The 16,574-nt window shown below is 58.4% G+C and carries 18 protein-coding genes and 1 other RNA gene; 7 read left to right on the forward strand and 12 right to left on the reverse strand.

The features are described 5' to 3' along the window. Nucleotides 1–12 precede the first annotated feature (12 nt). From PV407_RS05605 to PV407_RS05615, 3 genes are read right to left on the reverse strand one after another with little or no spacing between them, the layout of a single operon-like run. Nucleotides 13–723 (reverse strand): PIG-L deacetylase family protein, encoded by a 711-nt coding sequence (locus tag PV407_RS05605; protein WP_332088907.1) that lies wholly within the window; start codon nucleotides 721–723, stop codon nucleotides 13–15. Then, entirely contained in the window at nucleotides 720–1,763 is a 1,044-nt protein-coding gene (locus PV407_RS05610; RefSeq protein WP_332088908.1) for a Gfo/Idh/MocA family protein, read from the reverse strand. Before PV407_RS05610 ends, PV407_RS05605 begins: the two co-directional genes overlap by 4 nt. Beyond that, on the reverse strand, nucleotides 1,760–2,623 hold the full coding sequence (locus PV407_RS05615) for a sugar phosphate isomerase/epimerase family protein (RefSeq protein WP_332088909.1): 864 nt from the start codon (nucleotides 2,621–2,623) through the stop codon (nucleotides 1,760–1,762). The genes PV407_RS05610 and PV407_RS05615 overlap by 4 nt, the downstream gene beginning before the upstream one ends. A gap of 181 nt (nucleotides 2,624–2,804) precedes the next feature. On the opposite strand from PV407_RS05615, the gene PV407_RS05620 reads away from it, so the two are divergent. After that, nucleotides 2,805–3,695 carry an AraC family transcriptional regulator gene (locus PV407_RS05620; protein WP_332088910.1) on the forward strand — a complete coding sequence of 297 codons (891 nt, stop codon included), beginning with the start codon at nucleotides 2,805–2,807 and terminating at the stop codon, nucleotides 3,693–3,695. A gap of 89 nt (nucleotides 3,696–3,784) precedes the next feature. On the opposite strand, the gene fsa is transcribed toward PV407_RS05620, so the two are convergent. The 4 genes from fsa to PV407_RS05640 all read right to left on the reverse strand — a co-directional run bounded on the left by fsa (nucleotide 3,785) and on the right by PV407_RS05640 (nucleotide 7,430). Next, nucleotides 3,785–4,444, reverse strand: a complete 660-nt coding sequence (fsa, locus tag PV407_RS05625; RefSeq protein ID WP_332088911.1) for a fructose-6-phosphate aldolase — start codon at nucleotides 4,442–4,444, stop codon at nucleotides 3,785–3,787. Nucleotides 4,445–4,494: 50 nt separating this feature from the next. Then, nucleotides 4,495–4,678: non-coding RNA, 6S RNA (gene ssrS / locus PV407_RS05630), on the reverse strand. 101 nt (nucleotides 4,679–4,779) lie between these two features. Then, nucleotides 4,780–5,661: a YesL family protein gene (locus PV407_RS05635; RefSeq protein WP_332088912.1), complete on the reverse strand. Its 882-nt coding sequence runs from the start codon at nucleotides 5,659–5,661 to the stop codon at nucleotides 4,780–4,782. A 194-nt stretch (nucleotides 5,662–5,855) separates the two neighbouring features. Continuing rightward, nucleotides 5,856–7,430, reverse strand: a complete 1,575-nt coding sequence (locus PV407_RS05640) for a DEAD/DEAH box helicase (RefSeq protein WP_332088913.1) — start codon at nucleotides 7,428–7,430, stop codon at nucleotides 5,856–5,858. 432 nt (nucleotides 7,431–7,862) lie between these two features. Here PV407_RS05640 and PV407_RS05645 point away from each other — a divergent pair, with 432 nt between their 5' ends. The 5 genes from PV407_RS05645 (at nucleotide 7,863) to PV407_RS05665 (ending at nucleotide 11,517) form a co-directional block, all read left to right on the forward strand. Then, nucleotides 7,863–8,411: a DUF4178 domain-containing protein gene (locus PV407_RS05645; protein ID WP_332088914.1), complete on the forward strand. Its 549-nt coding sequence runs from the start codon at nucleotides 7,863–7,865 to the stop codon at nucleotides 8,409–8,411. A gap of 109 nt (nucleotides 8,412–8,520) precedes the next feature. Then, complete coding sequence (locus PV407_RS05650; RefSeq protein ID WP_332088915.1) at nucleotides 8,521–9,381, forward strand: DUF4247 domain-containing protein; 861 nt, start codon at nucleotides 8,521–8,523, stop codon at nucleotides 9,379–9,381. Between the two features lie 132 nt (nucleotides 9,382–9,513). Continuing rightward, nucleotides 9,514–10,341 carry a YitT family protein gene (locus PV407_RS05655; RefSeq protein WP_332088916.1) on the forward strand — a complete coding sequence of 276 codons (828 nt, stop codon included), beginning with the start codon at nucleotides 9,514–9,516 and terminating at the stop codon, nucleotides 10,339–10,341. Between the two features lie 180 nt (nucleotides 10,342–10,521). Further along, on the forward strand, nucleotides 10,522–10,710 hold the full coding sequence (locus PV407_RS05660) for a hypothetical protein (protein WP_442951627.1): 189 nt from the start codon (nucleotides 10,522–10,524) through the stop codon (nucleotides 10,708–10,710). A gap of 213 nt (nucleotides 10,711–10,923) precedes the next feature. Further along, nucleotides 10,924–11,517: a hypothetical protein gene (locus PV407_RS05665; protein ID WP_332088918.1), complete on the forward strand. Its 594-nt coding sequence runs from the start codon at nucleotides 10,924–10,926 to the stop codon at nucleotides 11,515–11,517. 54 nt (nucleotides 11,518–11,571) lie between these two features. On the opposite strand, the gene PV407_RS05670 is transcribed toward PV407_RS05665, so the two are convergent. After that, on the reverse strand, nucleotides 11,572–12,111 hold the full coding sequence (locus PV407_RS05670) for an NADPH-dependent FMN reductase (protein WP_332088919.1): 540 nt from the start codon (nucleotides 12,109–12,111) through the stop codon (nucleotides 11,572–11,574). Between the two features lie 151 nt (nucleotides 12,112–12,262). Between PV407_RS05670 and PV407_RS05675 the strand changes: the two genes are divergently transcribed. Next, nucleotides 12,263–12,691 (forward strand): peroxiredoxin, encoded by a 429-nt coding sequence (locus PV407_RS05675; RefSeq protein WP_332088920.1) that lies wholly within the window; start codon nucleotides 12,263–12,265, stop codon nucleotides 12,689–12,691. Between the two features lie 128 nt (nucleotides 12,692–12,819). On the opposite strand, the gene PV407_RS05680 is transcribed toward PV407_RS05675, so the two are convergent. The 4 genes from PV407_RS05680 to PV407_RS05695 form a co-directional block, all read right to left on the reverse strand. Further along, on the reverse strand, nucleotides 12,820–13,812 hold the full coding sequence (locus tag PV407_RS05680; protein WP_332088921.1) for an aldose 1-epimerase: 993 nt from the start codon (nucleotides 13,810–13,812) through the stop codon (nucleotides 12,820–12,822). A 136-nt stretch (nucleotides 13,813–13,948) separates the two neighbouring features. Continuing rightward, nucleotides 13,949–14,914, reverse strand: coding sequence for a 6-phosphofructokinase (gene pfkA, locus PV407_RS05685; protein ID WP_332088922.1), 966 nt, complete (start codon nucleotides 14,912–14,914; stop codon nucleotides 13,949–13,951). Nucleotides 14,915–14,956: 42 nt separating this feature from the next. Further along, nucleotides 14,957–16,039 carry a tetraprenyl-beta-curcumene synthase family protein gene (locus PV407_RS05690; protein WP_332088923.1) on the reverse strand — a complete coding sequence of 361 codons (1,083 nt, stop codon included), beginning with the start codon at nucleotides 16,037–16,039 and terminating at the stop codon, nucleotides 14,957–14,959. A gap of 58 nt (nucleotides 16,040–16,097) precedes the next feature. Beyond that, nucleotides 16,098–16,412, reverse strand: a complete 315-nt coding sequence (locus PV407_RS05695) for a hypothetical protein (RefSeq protein ID WP_332088924.1) — start codon at nucleotides 16,410–16,412, stop codon at nucleotides 16,098–16,100. Nucleotides 16,413–16,574 lie beyond the last annotated feature (162 nt).

The following is a 16,574-nucleotide window of genomic DNA, read 5'->3' on the forward strand; positions in this document are numbered from 1 at the left end:
TTCTTGTTTGAATCAGGGCAGCAGTCTCGCCGTCGTCAGGCGCGGCCAAGCCCGGCACTGCACGAAGCCTTCGGCGTAGGCGGCGCCGCATTGCAGGCCGCGGAATTTCGAAACCGTCCGGACGAAGTCGAGAAAATCGATGCCGTCGTGCTCGCGCAGCCAGCGGATCTGGCTTTCGTGAGCGGCGTTCATGGCGATTTTCGTTTCGATCGTTTCGGTGATGTCGACGTATTCCGTCGGCAGAAAGCCGACGCCGGCCAGCGTATCCATATAATATATCGGCGCGACCTTCAATCCGTCCGGCGCCGGAACGTTCGTTTCGTAATGCGGCACCGTCGCCGAGAAGCTGGCGTCGAACACCGCCTTGGACACTTCCATATGGTCCTTCATGTAATCTTCCGGCGGGTGCGTGATGATGACGTCGGGCGCGGTTTGCCGGATGACGTCCACAAGACCCGCGATCAGCTCGTCCCGGTCCGATTTGACGAGCAAATCGTCCACGTCCATGCTGAGCACCGTCGCGCCGATCAGCGCGCCCGCATGCTGCGCTTCTTTGGCGCGAATGAGCCGGAGCTCGTCCGGACGAATCACCTTATGCCCTTTGTTGCCGTTCGCGACGTGAACCATCGTCACGTTGTGGCCGAGCTTGGCGTATTTGGCCAACGTTCCGCCGCAACCGATCTCCAGGTCGTCCGGATGGCAGGCGATCGCAAGCACGTTCATGTTCTCTTTCCTCCTTCGTTTCCGGCCGCATGATGGGCGGCCGCGATTTCCCGCAGCGTCAGCTTGAGCGAGTCGCAGCCGTCCTGCAGCGTCGACTGCTCGATCGGCCGGCCCGCCGCAAGGCAATCGAGAAAATAGCGCAGCTCGTTGTAATAGCCGCCCAGGCTGGAAATGTTGCCGCCGCTGTCGCCGTCGCCGGCTGCGGGCGTAGACGCCTCCGGCTTCGGCTCGATGACGCCGCCGCCCGCTTCGTAAATGCGCAGCGACGGATCGGCGGCCGAGCTGAACACGACCGTCGCCCGCTCGAAGCTGACCCGGTACGCCATCTCGAACGGAAACGTTTCGGGGTAATCCCATCCCCCTTCGAGCGAAACGACCGCGTCGCCGTACCGGTACAAGCTGAAAATATGTCCGTTCGCCCCATCCCGCGAAACCGTTTCCGCTACGAGCCGGTCCGGTTCGCCCAGCAGCGAGCGGACGAAGTCGACGTCGTGCACGTGCAGATCGAGCGCGGCCGAGCCGCTTTTGGCCGGATCGTGCAGCCAGCCGTTCCAAGCCCAGCCGGGTCTCGGACTGATCCGTTTGAATACCCCCGACAGCAGCCGCCCGTAGACGCCGCTGTCCTTGAGCCGCTTCAGCTCCGTATATTCCGGCCAGAAGCGGATGCATTGGCCGACCATCGCCTGCGCGCCGGTTTCGCGCTGCAGGGCGAGAAGCGTCTCCGCTTCGCTTTCGGTCAAGCATACCGGCTTCTCGACGAATACGTCGAACCCGTTTTTCATCGCCGAAGCGGCCGTTTCGAAATGCAAATGGGTCGGCAGGCAAATGTCGACCGCGTTCACGTCCGCTTCCCGCATCAGCGCCTCCGCCGACGCATAAACGTCCGCTCCAAGCTTGCCCGCCAGCTTGGCCGCTTTGGCCGGATCGTCGTCCGCGACGGCCGTTACGCGGAAATCGTCCCGGCCGCCCGCCAGCGCTTCGTAGCACGAGGCGTGCATCGCGCCCATGAAGCCCGCTCCGATCAAACCGATTTTGATCATGCCGATTCTCCTTCCGTACGTGTTCTTCCGAGTATCGCATCCATCGCGCCCGACGTATTGAACACGATCTGCTCGGGATAATGGCGGTAAGGGGGGATCATTTCGGCGATCGCGTAGCCGGAATACCCGACCTCCCGCAGCTTCTCCGTCACGAGCGGAAAATCGACGTCGCCGGCGAGCAAATCGACGAACGCGGACAGCCCCGCGCCGCTGCGGCGAAAATCTTTGAAATGCACCTTCTTGATGCGCCGGTTCAAAATTTTGATCCAATGCTCGGGATAGCCGGTCAGCACCGTATTGCCGACATCGAGATAAGCGCCGACGAAGTCCGATCCGATACTGTCGAGGAACGTTCGCATTTCGAGCGGCGACAGCAAAAACTTGTTCCACACGTTCTCGACGCCGATCGCCACGTTTGCCGCTTCGGCTTCGGAGGCGAGCGCCGTCAGCGCCTCCAGCGCATTGTCGTAGGCGACGTCGTAATCGGTGACGGCCGAGCCTGGAATAAAATCGACGCCGACCGCGCCCGGCACGACGAGAATCGTATCCGCCCTCAGCTCGAAGGCGACCTCGAGCTGCCGCTTCACGATATCGCCCGCTTTGCTCCGCACGGACTTGTCGGAACTCGTCAGCGGATACGTCCACCCGAGCCCGGAGGCGAGGCTTGCGATGTCGAGCCCTTCCGAATCGGCGATACGGCGCAATTCCGCAATTTCCCGCGCGCCGCTTTCCAGACTGAGCGGGCCCGTTTCCGCCAGCGCCAGCTCGATGCCGTCGAAGCCGGCCCGCCTCGCCAGCTTCATGCACGCCGCCGCGGACATCCCGTCCGGAAACGACCATTGGTTGATTCCTTTTTTCACTTTGCCGTCAGCTCCCTTCCGACGATATCGCTTTCATCGTACCGATTCGCGCGCCCGATTGCTTTACCGAAACCAACCGAATATTTAGCAATTTTTCCGCAAGCGGCTTTCCCGGCTTGCCGATTTCGACTAAGATGAGAGTACCAGCAATCGATTGCAAAAGGCGGAGGGGAGCGGACGCATGCAATTCGTGAAAACCGAGCTGCAAACCGCATTCGCGGTGACCGACTTGATTTCGCTGCACTATTTCGAATTTGCCAAAGATTTCGTGTTCGAGGGGGAGGCGCACGACTTTTGGGAGCTGCTTTACGTCGACAAGGGCGAAATCGAGGTGATGGCCGATTCGGTCGGCTACGTGCTGAAGCAGGGCGATCTGCTGTTCCATAAGCCGAACGAATTTCATTCCGTCTGGGCGAACCGCAAAATCGGACCGAACGTGATCGTCGTCTGCTTCGAATGCCGCTCCCCCGCCATGAGCCGGTTCGAAAACGGCTTGTACTGCCTGACCGATTACGAACGCAACTTGATCGCGCAAATCGTCAAATGCGGCTTCGCCGCCTATTATCCGCCGTTCGACCATCCGACCGTTCACGACCTCGTCCGCCGGGACGACGCCCCGTTCGGCTGCGAGCAGCTGCTGCGCTGCCATCTGGAGCTGCTGCTGCTCAGCCTGGCGACGCGCGACGGGGAGTCGGCCGCCGCTTCGAACCGGCTGTCGTCGACCGCGAAGGAGCGCAGCGAGGACGAGCTGGTGAAGCGGACGATCGCCTACATGGAGGAACGGCTGTCCGGCAGCCTGACGCTGGAGGAGCTGTGCGCCCGGTTTCACGTCGGGCAATCCCGCCTCAGCGCGCTGTTCAAAGACAAGCTCGGCATGAGCGTCATGAAGACGTACAAAAACTTGAAAATCGAACGGGCGAAATTGCTGATCCGCGAGGAGAAATACAATATGACCGAGCTCGCCGAAATGCTGGGCTACAGCAGCATCCATACGTTTTCGCGCCATTTCAAGACGGCCGCCGACATGACGCCGACCGAATACGCGAAGACGGTGAAGGCGCGTATGCGGTAACATATAACGGAGGGGATCGTATTGAAAAAATTGTTGATCGGAATAAAACCGGCAGCCCTCGAAAGGAAGGCTGCCGGTTTTTCGCCGTTTTAAAATTTGCTCAGGTTGGCGCTTTCCCAATCGGCCGTAAACTTGGCGATGCCTTGATCGGTAAGCGGATGCTTCGTCATCTGCTCGATGACCTTATACGGTACGGTCGCGATATGGGCTCCCGCGAGCGCGGATTCGATAAAATGGGCGGAGTGCCGGACGCTGGCCGCGATAATTTCCGTTGCCAACCCGTGGATTTGGAAAATGTCGCTTACCTCGCGCACGAGGTTCATGCCGATCTGATTCACGTCGTCCAGACGTCCGATAAACGGCGATACGTAAGTCGCCCCCGCACGGGCCGCGAGCAAAGCTTGCGTCGAGCTGAAAATGAGCGTCACGTTCGTCTTGATGCCGGCGTCGGCCAGCTGCTTCGTCGCCTTCAACCCGTCGACGGTCATCGGAACTTTTACGACGATGTTCGGGCTGATCGCGGCCAGCTTCTTCCCTTGCTCGACCATCTCGTTCGCCTGCAGGCTGATCACTTCCGCGCTGATCGGGATTTCGCTACCGACGATCGCGATAATTTCCTTCAGCGTCGCGAAAAAATCTTTGCCTTCCTTTGCGATCAAGGACGGATTCGTCGTAATGCCCGACAAAACGCCCAATTCGTGGGCGGCGCGAATTTCCTCGACGTTGGCCGTATCGATAAATATTTTCAAAATCGTCACCCCGTATGTACGTGATAGATGGTATTATGTCCGGAAACAACAAAAAACCCGCATATGCCGTCCGATTCTCATGTTTCAAACCCGCTCTCGCAGGTGGGTGTCCGCAGTCGCCTTTTTGAAGTCCCCTTTTGAGGGCGTGTCAGCCGGGCGAACGATAATAGGACTCCCTAGAAACATTCATTGGTTCAAAACAATCGAAAATCGTGACGAACATCGCAGGATGTCTTCTGTTGTGTATGATATTGATTATTATAGGCTTATTATTCGCAAAAGTAAACCGTCCGCGAAAGTTTTGGATGGATGCCCGACCAATTTGGGCCAATGCGTCAATCCGCGTTCTTCTTGTCGCCCGGTTCGGGCTGCTCGGCCGGCTTCGCGTTCTCGGCCGGCTGGCCTTCCGGCAAAGCGGCTTGCCCCCGATCCGCATGCTTGTCGGCACGCTTGTCCCCGTCTTCGCGGTCGCCTTCGGCGGCTTCCTCGGCCGATTTCGCTTCCTCTTCCTCCTTTTTCTCGGACAACGTTTTCATCCGGTCGAAAATGCGGTAAAACGCCCAGAACGAAACGAACGCCATGAGGCTGCCCATAAAAAACGGAATGAGAAACGTAAAATGGTACAGGCTGACGTACACGATAACGCCGTTCGCGACGAGCAAAAACACCGTCATGACCGGGTTGCCGATCGTGATGAGAAACGAATTTTTCAATATTTGCCAAAACTTCATGTGAAAGTGAACCATGATCGAGAAAAAGTGAAGCACGGCCGCCATCAGGATGAAGGCCAGGACGATGAACAAGATGGACAGCAGACTAAGCGCCCCCGACTGGCGCAAATAAAACGTATAGTTGACGTACATGACGGAGGCGAGCACGACGAAAAACAACCCGCCGAGCATGCTTTGCAAGTAATTTTCCTTATAGCCGCGAAAATACGTTTTAAAGAGCGGAACGTCCACATCGCCGGTGACCCATTTGCGGGCGACCGAAAACATCGCGGCCGTCGCCGGAAACAGCGTGAACGGGGATACGATCGCGATGAGCACGATCGACTGCCGTATATAGGCGACCGATTCCGTGGCGGCGATCAGTCCGGCCAGCGTCAAATAAAAAAACGGTATCGAAAGAATCACCCACAGCACGTTGATGACCGAAAAACGCATGATCCATTCCGATATCCGATAGAGTCCACCCATCAATCCGCGAAATTCCAACCTGAAGTCCTCCTCCGAAAACGCGCTTCTTTCCTCGCCGTTCGCTTACCTTCTAATATACTATGATATGTCCCAAAAGAAAAGCAAACCGGCCGGGGCGCGGCCGGCAAGAAAACGCCGCGAAGCAGTAAGCGGCCTTTGGAAAGAAAAAAAGCCTGCCGATTGCCGGCAGGCTCTGTTTTTTCCAATACCGATCAGGTGTTGACGAATTCCGAATTGCTGCCTTGCTTGCGGGAATCGTCGTATTTCCGGCTGCCGCGGTCGCCGTCGCGGTAGTTGCGTTCGCGATCTTCGCGATAGCCGCCGTAACCGCCACGCCCGTCGCGGCGTCCGCGATCGCCGTAAGGACGGTCGCCGCCTCGGCGATAGCCGCCTTGGCCGCCGTCGCGAACGTAGGAGCCGGGCATTTTGCGTCCGGAGCTGCGAATGTCCGGGCGACGTTTTTTCGCGCGAAGCGGGTCTTCCGGCGTGAGCTCGATTTCCACGTCTTTCTTGTCGCCGGTCAGCAGCTTCAGCGCCGAGGCGAGCAGTTGGACGGAATCGTACTGCTCCAGCAGTTGAATGGCAATGCCTTTAAATTCGTTGAAGGTGTCCTGATTGACGACTTCGATGACGCGTTCCGCCGTTACGCGCTGCTTCCCTTCGATCGCCTCCGCCAGGCTCGGCAGCGGCTTCCGCGGAATGCGATGGCGCGTCACTTTCTCGATGAAGTGCAGATGGTCGATCTCGCGCGGCGTGACGAACGTCCATGCGGCGCCTTCGCGGCCCGCGCGGCCGGTACGGCCGATCCGGTGCACGTAGCTTTCCGGGTCTTGCGGCAGGTCGAAGTTGACGACGTGCGTGACGCCGGATACGTCGAGTCCGCGCGCGGCGACGTCGGTCGCCACGAGCACGTCGATGCTGCCGTCGCGGAATTTGCGCATGACGTTATCGCGCTGGTTTTGCGACAGGTCGCCGTGCAGGCCTTCGGCCGAATAGCCGCGCTTCTGCAGCGCCTCGGACAGCTCGTCGACGCGGCGCTTCGTCCGGCCGAATACGATGGCGAGCTCCGGCGATTCCATGTCGAGCAGGCGGGAGAGCGCCTCGAACTTTTGCTTTTCGTGAACTTCGATGTACGACTGGGCGATCAGCGGAGCGCTCACCTGCTTCGGAATGACCGACACGTGCTCCGGCTCGTTCAGGAACTGCTTCGCCAGCCGCTTGATGTTTTCCGGCATCGTCGCCGAGAACAGCATCGTATGCCTTTCCGACGGAACGAGCTGCAAAATCGATTGGATGTCGTCCATGAAGCCCATATCGAGCATTTCGTCGGCTTCGTCGAGGACGACGGTATTGACGTTGTCCAGCTTGATCGTTTTCCGGTTAATATGGTCGAGAAGCCGGCCCGGCGTGCCGATAATGATTTGCGGCTTTTTCTTCAGCGCGCGAATTTGCTTCACGATATCTTGACCGCCGTAGATCGGCAGCGAACGAATGCCTTTGAACCGGCCGAGCTTGCCGATTTCTTCGGCAACCTGAATGGCAAGCTCCCGCGTCGGACACATGATGAGGGCGACGATTTTTTCTTCCGAAGGCTCGATCCGGCTGACGAGCGGAATGCCGAATGCGGCGGTTTTCCCCGTCCCCGTCTGCGCCTGTCCGATCAAATCTTTCCCCTCGAGGGCAAGCGGAATCGTTTTTTCCTGAATCGGGGTGGACTCTTCGAATCCCATTTCCGTAATGGCCCGGACCACTTTCGCGTCCAAACCGAACTCGCTGAATAATTTCAAATGGTTCTACTCCTTTTTACTTAGGGTATGCTGGATCCCTGAAAATTTTTTGATCTACCCTTAAGCGCGACCAGTTCTATCCGATGGTTTAGTATCTCTTTCCTTAGACCCGTTTCATACTGGGGATCATACGGATCCGATCTCTTTATTGGAAAAGGTATGAGCGGGTACCATCGCCGACTCATTCCATACTCAGCCGAACTTAAGAATATCTTTTATATCATACCATAAATCGAACGACCATTTCCAGCTTTTTCAGAGGGACAGTCGCGGATTTATTCCCTTCGTCAAGGATGTCCTTCCGGAGCGCGGTTGATACGTTTTGTCGAACATTGTTTTTCCCGCCCGAAACCAATTGACGATTGAGCCGTATAACATCATAGTTAAGGAATGAGCGAAACGTTCGAATCGCAGCAAAGGAGCGATTGTCCCATGTCCATTTTCAAACGAATCGGCAATATTATCCGCAGCCATAAAGAGCCGGCCCCTGCCGTTCAATCGACCGTGCCGCCCCTCGAAGGAGCGTCCGTCGGCGATATCGTCAACGTCGATTTGGAGGAATTCGTCGTCTCCGGCAAGGTCATTTATTCGGACCGCGGCTTCGCGCCTCACCGGTTCGCCTATTATTTGCAGAGCGGCCGCGACATCCACTGTCTCGTCGTCGAGAAAGGACGCAGCTACGACTGCTTCATGTGCCGCTTTCTCGAAGGCGGTCTCGACGATCCGAGCGACGTTCCGACGACGCTCGTGCTCGACGGCGAAACGACGTACACGCTCGAGCACCAGCGCACCGACCGGACGCAAACGCTCGGCAATACCGATTTTCGCAGCGGCGACGAAGTGATGGTTTGGCGTTACTTCGCCGACGAGAACGATCACTTTTATTTGCAATGGCAGGACGGAAAATTCGTCGGCATGGTAGGAACGCGCATTCCTACCGGCGAAGTTAAAATAATGAAATCGACAACCCCCGCCAAGTGACGCAGAGCTTCGAAGCTTCTCGCCGCTTTCGGGAACCCGAACGCCGATCGAAGCGGGTTCCGACGACAGGGGAACGGAATATATTTTACTTCAGGGGAGTTGAATGTCCATGAAACGTTGGAACCGCTGGGCGGTCTGGATCAGCATGCTCCTCGTCGTCGCCCTGCTGTCCGGATGCGCGAACGCGGCCAACTACGTCAAAGATTCTTACCCGCTCGTCGATATGGACGGCAAAGGGAAAACGGCGGCCAAAGTGTACGAGGCGGAGGGCAAGACGGTTCCCGAGGTGGCCAAGGAGCTGGCCGCCCAGGAAAAGCCGCAGGAGACGAGCAAGGAAGACCCGGACCAAATGTTTCTCATTTACGACAACCGGGTCGTCAATTTGCAAAAAAATCCGGAGAAGCCTGAAAATACGCTGATCGAAATCGATTCGATCGAATACGCGAAGCAGCATTACGATTCGTCGTTTCTCGAAGGGTATTTGACGGCGACGCTCGTTCAGTCGATTTTCGGCAACGACTGGTGGGACTCCAGCTATAAAAAATATTCGACGCCGTACAAAGGCTATTCGATGTCGGGCAAAAGCTCGTCGGCCGCTCCGATATCGAACGACGACAAAAAGCCGACGACGAGCGACCGGACCGGCTCGTTCACGTCCAAAGGGTCCACTGCGGCGGGAAGCTCCGCCGCAACCGGCTCGACCGGCTCGAGCGGCAGCTCGAACGCCGGCAAATCGAGCGGCGCCGTCGGCTCGGGAAGCTCGAGCTCGTCGAGCTCCGGCAGTTCAAGCAGCTCCAGCTCGAGCAAATCGAGCTCCGGCAGCTGGTCGACGTCGTCGTCGTCGAGCTCCTCGATCCGCAAAAACGACGGCTCGACGCCGTCGTCGACGAAATCGACAAGCAAGCCGTCCACTTCGAACCGCACCGGCAGCTTCTCCAGCAAGAGCAGCAGCGGGGGCAAGAAGCGATAGGCGCGAACGCCCGCTCCCCGGACTTCGGTCCGGGGAGCTTTCGTTTTGCCCGTATCGTCGATGCCGAACCCGGCTCATGTCGTTTGCGACCGCTTCCGTTTGGCCATACTAGTCGTGAGCGGAGGGAGCGCAATGATCCGACTGACCGACTTTTTCGACGTGGTGCGCACGATGCTGGCGGCCTTGCTGATCGCCGCCGGGTTCAACCTGTTTCTCGTCCCGCACCAGCTGCTGAGCGGCGGCCTTTCCGGCATCTCGATGATGATCGGCTATTTTACGGGCTGGAACATCGGCCTGCTTTATTTTTTGATCAATTTGCCCGTGCTCGTCTGGGGATGGGTCGCGGTCGGCCGGCGCTTCGTCGTCCTCAGCATCGTCTCCGTCCTGGCGACGACCTGGATCATGCAGGTTATTCCCGAAAGCTCGGTCAATACCGATCCGATCATCGGCGCCGTATTCGGCGGCGTCCTCATCGGCTTCGGCACCGGATATTCGCTGCGAACCGGAGGCTCGTCGGGCGGGTTCGACATTATCGGCTCCATTTTGACGAATCGGTACGATTTTCCGCTCGGCATGCTGCTGTTCGCGCTGAACGGCGCCGTCGTCATGGCGCTCGGGCTCGTGCTCGGCTGGGACGCCGCGCTGCGGTCCATGCTGTCGATTTTCATAGCCGGCAAAGTCGTCGACATGGTCCATATTCGCCACATCAAAGTGACCGCCTTTATCGTCACGAAGCGAAGAGAGGAAATGACGCGGCGGCTGCTCGTCCTTCCGCGCGGCATTACGCTGATCAAAACCGAAGGCGCGTACAGCCATACGCCGCACGATATGCTGATGACGGTGACGACCCGGTACGAGCTCGCCGAGCTGCGCAAAATCGTCAAGGAAACCGACCCGAGCGCTTTCGTCAATATCGTCGAGACGGCCGAAGTGATCGGACAATTTCGCAAGCTGCGATAGGTTTCCATATTTAGGCAACCGAAATCGGCCGCAATCGATACAAACGGTTTGAAGATGTGGTATAATGGTGTTGTAATTTCATAGGTTCTGGTTACAAGCTTGACGGCTTCATGGATCTTTTCGTTTTTTTGACCGATCGTCGCAAGACCGATTCGAAAAAAACGCGGAAAGGTGATGCTTATGGAAACGGTCAAATTATCCAGGATTGTCATGAAATTAACGCCCGACACGTATCCTTGTCTGAAAGCTTCCGAGCTCGACATCGACATCGTGCTGAAGTACGGCCTCGAATCGCTGGAGGCGGAAGACGCTTTAGATATTGTGAAGCACAGCATTTCCGAAAACCAAAAGGACGCCCTTCTTCACTGAAGCGGCGTCTTTTCGCGCTCGGCGAGCCGAATCGGCTTAGTACCGTCCGAAAGGCGGCGCCGTCGGCGGGTCGAAATCGGACGCTTTCGGTCCGCGTCCCGCTTTGCCCGACTTTAGACCAGTAGCAATACCGTCCGCAGTCTGTTTTCATAGGCGGCGGAAACGGGTACGCTGTACCTAACAATATGGTGCAGCGGAAAGAAGGGGTTTCGAATGAAGGACGACTTTTTCGACGCGCGCGGCGTACACGGCCCGAACCCGGCACCGGGACAGGCGCCGGCCGCCTACCACGGGCCGACGGCGTTTCCGGGCGAAAGACCGCCGCTGAAAAGCAAATTTTTGGCGACGCTGTTCTCGATGTTCGTTCCCGGAACGGGGCAAATGTATTTGGGCGCGGTCGCCCGCGGCATGTCGATCATGCTGCTGCTCGTCCTCGATATCGTGGCGATCGTCTTTTTCACGAGCGGTCCGGCGGAGCTGGGCGTGCTGCCCGTAACGCTGCTGTCGCTTCTCATTCCGGTGCTTTACTTTTACAACGTGTTCGATGCGGTTCATCAAACCGATGCGGTCAATCGCGCCATCCGGTACGGGTATCCGTATCCCGGCCCGACCGGTCACCCGAACGCGAACGAGAGCAACCTGCTGCTCGGGTTTATCGGCGTCGTCGTGTTCATTTGCTCGCTGTCCGCGTTCGGCGGCAAATGGGACGGCCTGATTACGGTCAATACGGCGGTCGGCGGCGCGGCTTTGCTGATCGGCGGCGCGTTTTTCATCTTCAAGGAGCTGCGCGGCAAAAAACAACAATGATCGCATGCGAACAAGCCGTCCCGGCGCACGGGTACGGCTTGTTTTCTTTTGGCATCATACGTTTCGAAGCGAGCGTGTCATTTTCAAAAAATAGTCGATCGCCCGGATCGTCCGCTCCTTCACATGCGCGGACACCGGATCGCCTTCCGCGTCGAACTGCCGGTTTTCCCCTCCGATCGAAATCCACTCGGGACAGTTGATGCCGTGAACGGCGCGGACGATCACCTGCAGCTGCTGCAGCGGGCTGATCCCGACCGCTCCCCCGGTCGAGCATACCGACAATACGACCTTCCCGTCGAAATGGTCGAAGCCGAGATGATCGATCGCGTTTTTCAGCGCCCCGGATACGGAGCCGTGGTAATCCGGCGTGCTCAACACGATCGCGTCCGCGCGCAGCATCGATTCTTTCAGCGCCGCCAAATTGACGTCGGCGGGATTGCGGTTGTCCGGCGAGAACAAAGGCACCGGTCTGCTGTGCAGGTCGAACAGCGTCACCGCGCATCCCCGTTCCTCCAGCCGCTTGGCGATATATCGGCAAAGCTTCGTGCTTGTCGACGACTGCTTGTTGCTTCCGGCCAATATCGTGACGTTCATAACGAGCTCCCCTTCCCCCATGAAATTCACATACATTTTAGTTTTTTATATTGAGGAAGTCAATGGAAAGGCGGGATAAACGTCCTTGGCCGCTGGCCGTTCGTCCCGTTTCGGTAGTATAATAGCGGAAAACGGGAACGGAGGCTCGCCTATGCTGCAAATCGGCGATCAGGCTCCTTTATTCGAAGCCGACAGCACGCAAGGACCGGTGCGGCTTCAAGATTATATCGGCAAGCGGCCAGTCGTGCTTATTTTTTATCCGATGGACGAGACGCCGGGGTGTACGGCGCAGCTGTGCGCGGTCCGGGACAGCAAAGCGGCGTACGAGGCGCGCGGCGCCGCGGTGATCGGCATCAATCCGGCTTCGGCGGAGCAGCACCGGAAATTCGCCGAGCATCACGGCTTCGATTTTCCGATCGTGTCCGACAAGGACGAGCGAATCCGCAAGCTGTACGGCGTCGGCAAGCTGCTCGGGCTGTTTTTGCAGCAGCGGATCGTCTATGCGATCGACAAGCGGGGACGCATCGTTTTCGCGAAAAAAGGCAGTCCGTCCGCCGAAGACATTTTGCGGGCGCTGTGACCCGAATCCGAAGCGTTCCCCCGTAGGGTAAGCCAAGGTGATTGGCCCTTAACCATAACCAAAAAAGCAAAGCCCGGATTCGCTGTCCGCGAGCCCGGGCTTTCGTCCGTTTCGAAGAAGTATGATGGCTAAGCTTGCTCGCTGTACATGCGGCTCGTCTCCTGCCACACTTCGCCCGGCGCGAGCGTTACGAGGCCGACCCGGTCCGCCGGGAACGGGGCGTTCGGCGCGTTGACCATGTTCGTCTGCGGTTCCGGGCAAAAAAAGCCGCTGTTCGCATCGGCGTTGTAAATCATCCAAAACCGGTAAGCCGTCCCCGCGTCGTAGACGAGCTTCACGTTCAGACGGGTGTCGGTCAGCTCCATCGCGTTGCGACCGCCTTGCGGCGCGGCCGTATAATGGTTGTCCAGCTTCGCGAAATACGGCGACGTCCCGCCCTGCTTCAGCGCCTGCTCGTCCGCGTCCGGCGGCGCGTACCGGCCGGTCGGCAGCATCCGCTCGCCGAGCTCGACCCGTTCGCCGATCGTCATGCGCAGCACGCAGTCGGAAGCCGCGCTCCCCGGCGCAAAAGGCGCGTTCAGCGTCGTATGGAAGCCGATCGCGCACGGCATCGGCTCGCTGCCGTCGTTGCGTACGCCGACCTCCTGCCGCAGTCCGTCGCTGCCGAGCGAATAGCGGATTTTGATCGTAAACCGGTGCGGGAAATGCGCGAAAGCGGGATGCGTTTCGGTTACGCGCTGCGCAACCACCACGTAGCTCGAGCGGTCGTTCGCTCCGTAATCGTCGATCTGCCAAGGAATATCGTAAAAAAATCCGTGCAAATGATTGCCGCGGTTCGGCTCGTTGACCGGCAGGCGGTATTCGCCGCCGTTCCACGGAAATCGGCCGTCCTCGTAGCGGTTCGGCGGAAACAGCACCGGGATGCCGTGGACCATCGGACGCTTCCGGAACGAGTCCATTTCGTCCGCTCCCGGCTCGCGTATGAAGCTGTAGCCGTTTTCCGTATCGCGAAACGCGACCAAATTGCCGCCGACGTTCGGAAGCAGCGCCGCTTCATAGCGCCCGAACCGGAGCCATATCGCCTTTTCCCCTTGAAAATCGCCTTCGTACGCGTTGGACATTGTGACCGTCTCCTCCCGACGTTCCGCTTTTATTTGCGGGCTCTCTATATTCGCCATGCGGTTTAATGCTGCCATTATACCACAGGGGCCGGGCTTTCCATAGATCAAATCCGGATGCGGCGCCTCTCCGAGCGGATTATTGCGACAGTCTCGAGGCGAGCTCGTACAAATCCCGGTCGAACTGCTTCTTCGTATGGACGACCGTATCGATGTCGGTCGCGACCAGCTCGCCCTTGATTACGCCGCACGCTTTGCCCGATTCGCCCTTGAGCAGGCTGCGCACGGCGAAATCGCCGAGACGGCTTGCCAGGATGCGGTCGTTGTGCGTTGGCGTCCCGCCGCGCTGAATATGGCCGAGTACGGTGACGCGGGCGTCGATGCCGTTGAGCGATTTGATATGATCGGCTACGCTTTGCGCGCTGCCCGCGCCTTCGGCGACGACGATGATGCTGTGGCGTTTGCCGACCTGGAAGTTCGCTTCCATCCGTTTCGCCACCTCGTCGAGATCGAACTCGACCTCCGGCACGAGAATCGTCTCCGCGCCGCTCGCCAGTCCCGCGTACAGCGCGATGTCGCCGCAATGGCGGCCCATGACCTCGACGATCGAGGAGCGCTCGTGCGAGCTCATCGTGTCGCGCAGCTTGTTGATCGCGTCGACGACGATGCTGACCGCCGTATCGAAGCCGATCGTATAGTCGGTAAACGGAATGTCGTTGTCGATCGTGCCGGGGAGGCCCATCGCCCGGATGCCGAGCTTGCTCAGCTTGTTGGCGCCTTGGTACGAGCCGTCGCCGCCGATGACGACCAAGCCGTCGATGCCCCGCTTGCGCAAATTGTCCGCTCCGAGCTGCTGGCCTTCCGGCGTATGAAACTCTTTGCACCGGGCCGTTTGAAGAATCGTGCCGCCGCGCTGGATAATATCCCCTACGCTGCGCAAATCCATCGGCCGGATGTCGTCGTTAATGAGACCCGCATACCCGCGCTGCACGCCGTACACTTCCAGCCCGTGAAAAATCGCGCTGCGCACGACGGCCCGAACGGCCGCGTTCATCCCTTGCGAGTCGCCTCCGCTAGTAAGTACCGCTATCGATTTGACTGTCATTCCATAATCCCCTTTCGTTTGCGTCGCAAGCCAAAAATATAGTCAAGACGAGGACCTGCGGATCCAGACGCTGAACGCGAAAAACAAGATGCGCATGAACGGGCTGCCTTTCATCAGCTTCTTGGAAACGCGCCGCACATGCTCCTGCTCCCTCACCTTCGGATCGGACAAATAAAGCGCCAGCAGCCCTTCGATAATCATCCGGTGAAAGCGCGGATGTTCGAGCTCCGCGATATCGGCCCGCGCGCGCCGGGCGATGTCCGCGATTTGCTTCGCGGTCGTTTCGCCGTCCTCGTAATAGCTGCAAAAGTTCAAATCGCCGCCGGCGAGGTCTTCTTCCTGATCGATCAAATAGTCCAGCAAAATATGCAGCCCGCAGACGTGCGGAAAATAGCACCGGCGAATCGTCTCCGCCTGTTCGTCGGTCAGCCGTTGTTCCGCCGCCGCCAAAAACAAATAAAATACGCCGAGCGTCGAGCCGGTCGCCGCGGCGAATTCGTTCCAGCGCAGATGCGGGTACCGGCTTCGGTGCTTCTCCCACCAGGCGAGCAGCTCGCCTTCGCGCAAATCGCGGCGTATATGCTTGTACACTTGCAGATCCGCGTACAGCCCGACCAATTCCTTCACGCGGTCCCGTACGACCGCATACGAAGGCAGCTGCGAGACGCACGACTGGCACGTCCGCACGAGCTTGTGCAAATAACCGTCGTCCTCCCGCTCCGAACGCAGCGCATAGTAGTCGGCCAGCGGCGCGTCCGGGTCGACCGCGTCGAGCATCGACCGGTGCAGCAGGCGAAAATCGTCCGGATCGAGCGAGGTGCTGCGGTCGCACAAGTTGTCCAAATAATCGCTGATCGTCTGAAACGCGACGATCAACGGGATAAGCACATGACGCATCGGCAAATTGGCGGCGGCGTAGACGGCCCCGCCCTTGCAGTGGAATTCCTTGCTCGCCATGCTGGCGATGGCCTGCCTGCGCAGCTCCGGATCGGGCATCCGATCCGCCGCCTCGCGCCAGCGGCCCAGCTGTTCGTTCACTTCGGGAAAGACGTGCCTGTATACGCGGTGCACGAGCGTAACCGGATTTCGGGGAACCGTTCGGCCGTATCGCAATGTCGGTTTCACTTGCGGCGATCCTCCAAAACGTTGATTCCCCTATTATAGTACAAACGACTTCAACTTCCTAATAATGGCCTTTGACGGAGACGTCCTGATCGGCGCGGAACCACAGATGCAGATCGGTGATCCGGCTGGCCAATTCCGCGATTTCCGTATTGAGCGAGCACGAAAGCGGAAAATCGTCTTCGACGTCGAGCCGGTTTTGCTTTTGGACGATCAGAAGCTCGAGCTGCCGGATCCGATCCGGAATGCGGCCGCGGATCCGCTCCCAGTCGTGCAGCAGCGCGGCCCGCTCCTCGGCGGACAACGCGTTCCATTCCTCGTGCAGAAGCGGCAGTTCGATGCCGAGGCGCTCGTCGTATACAAATTCATACTTCATCGCATGGCCTCCAACGCGCGACTCATGATGTTATTTAATTTATCATGCTGCAGCCGATCCGCCAAGCGGGGACCCGAAAAAAATAGGGTTCCGCCGCATTTTATGCTATGCGCGAGGCGATCGACGATTTATACTAGAGTACATAAAAGATTTACAAATTCG

This window comes from Paenibacillus sp. GYB003, from assembly GCF_036577625.1.
In the GTDB taxonomy this organism is placed as follows: domain Bacteria; phylum Bacillota; class Bacilli; order Paenibacillales; family NBRC-103111; genus Paenibacillus_AB.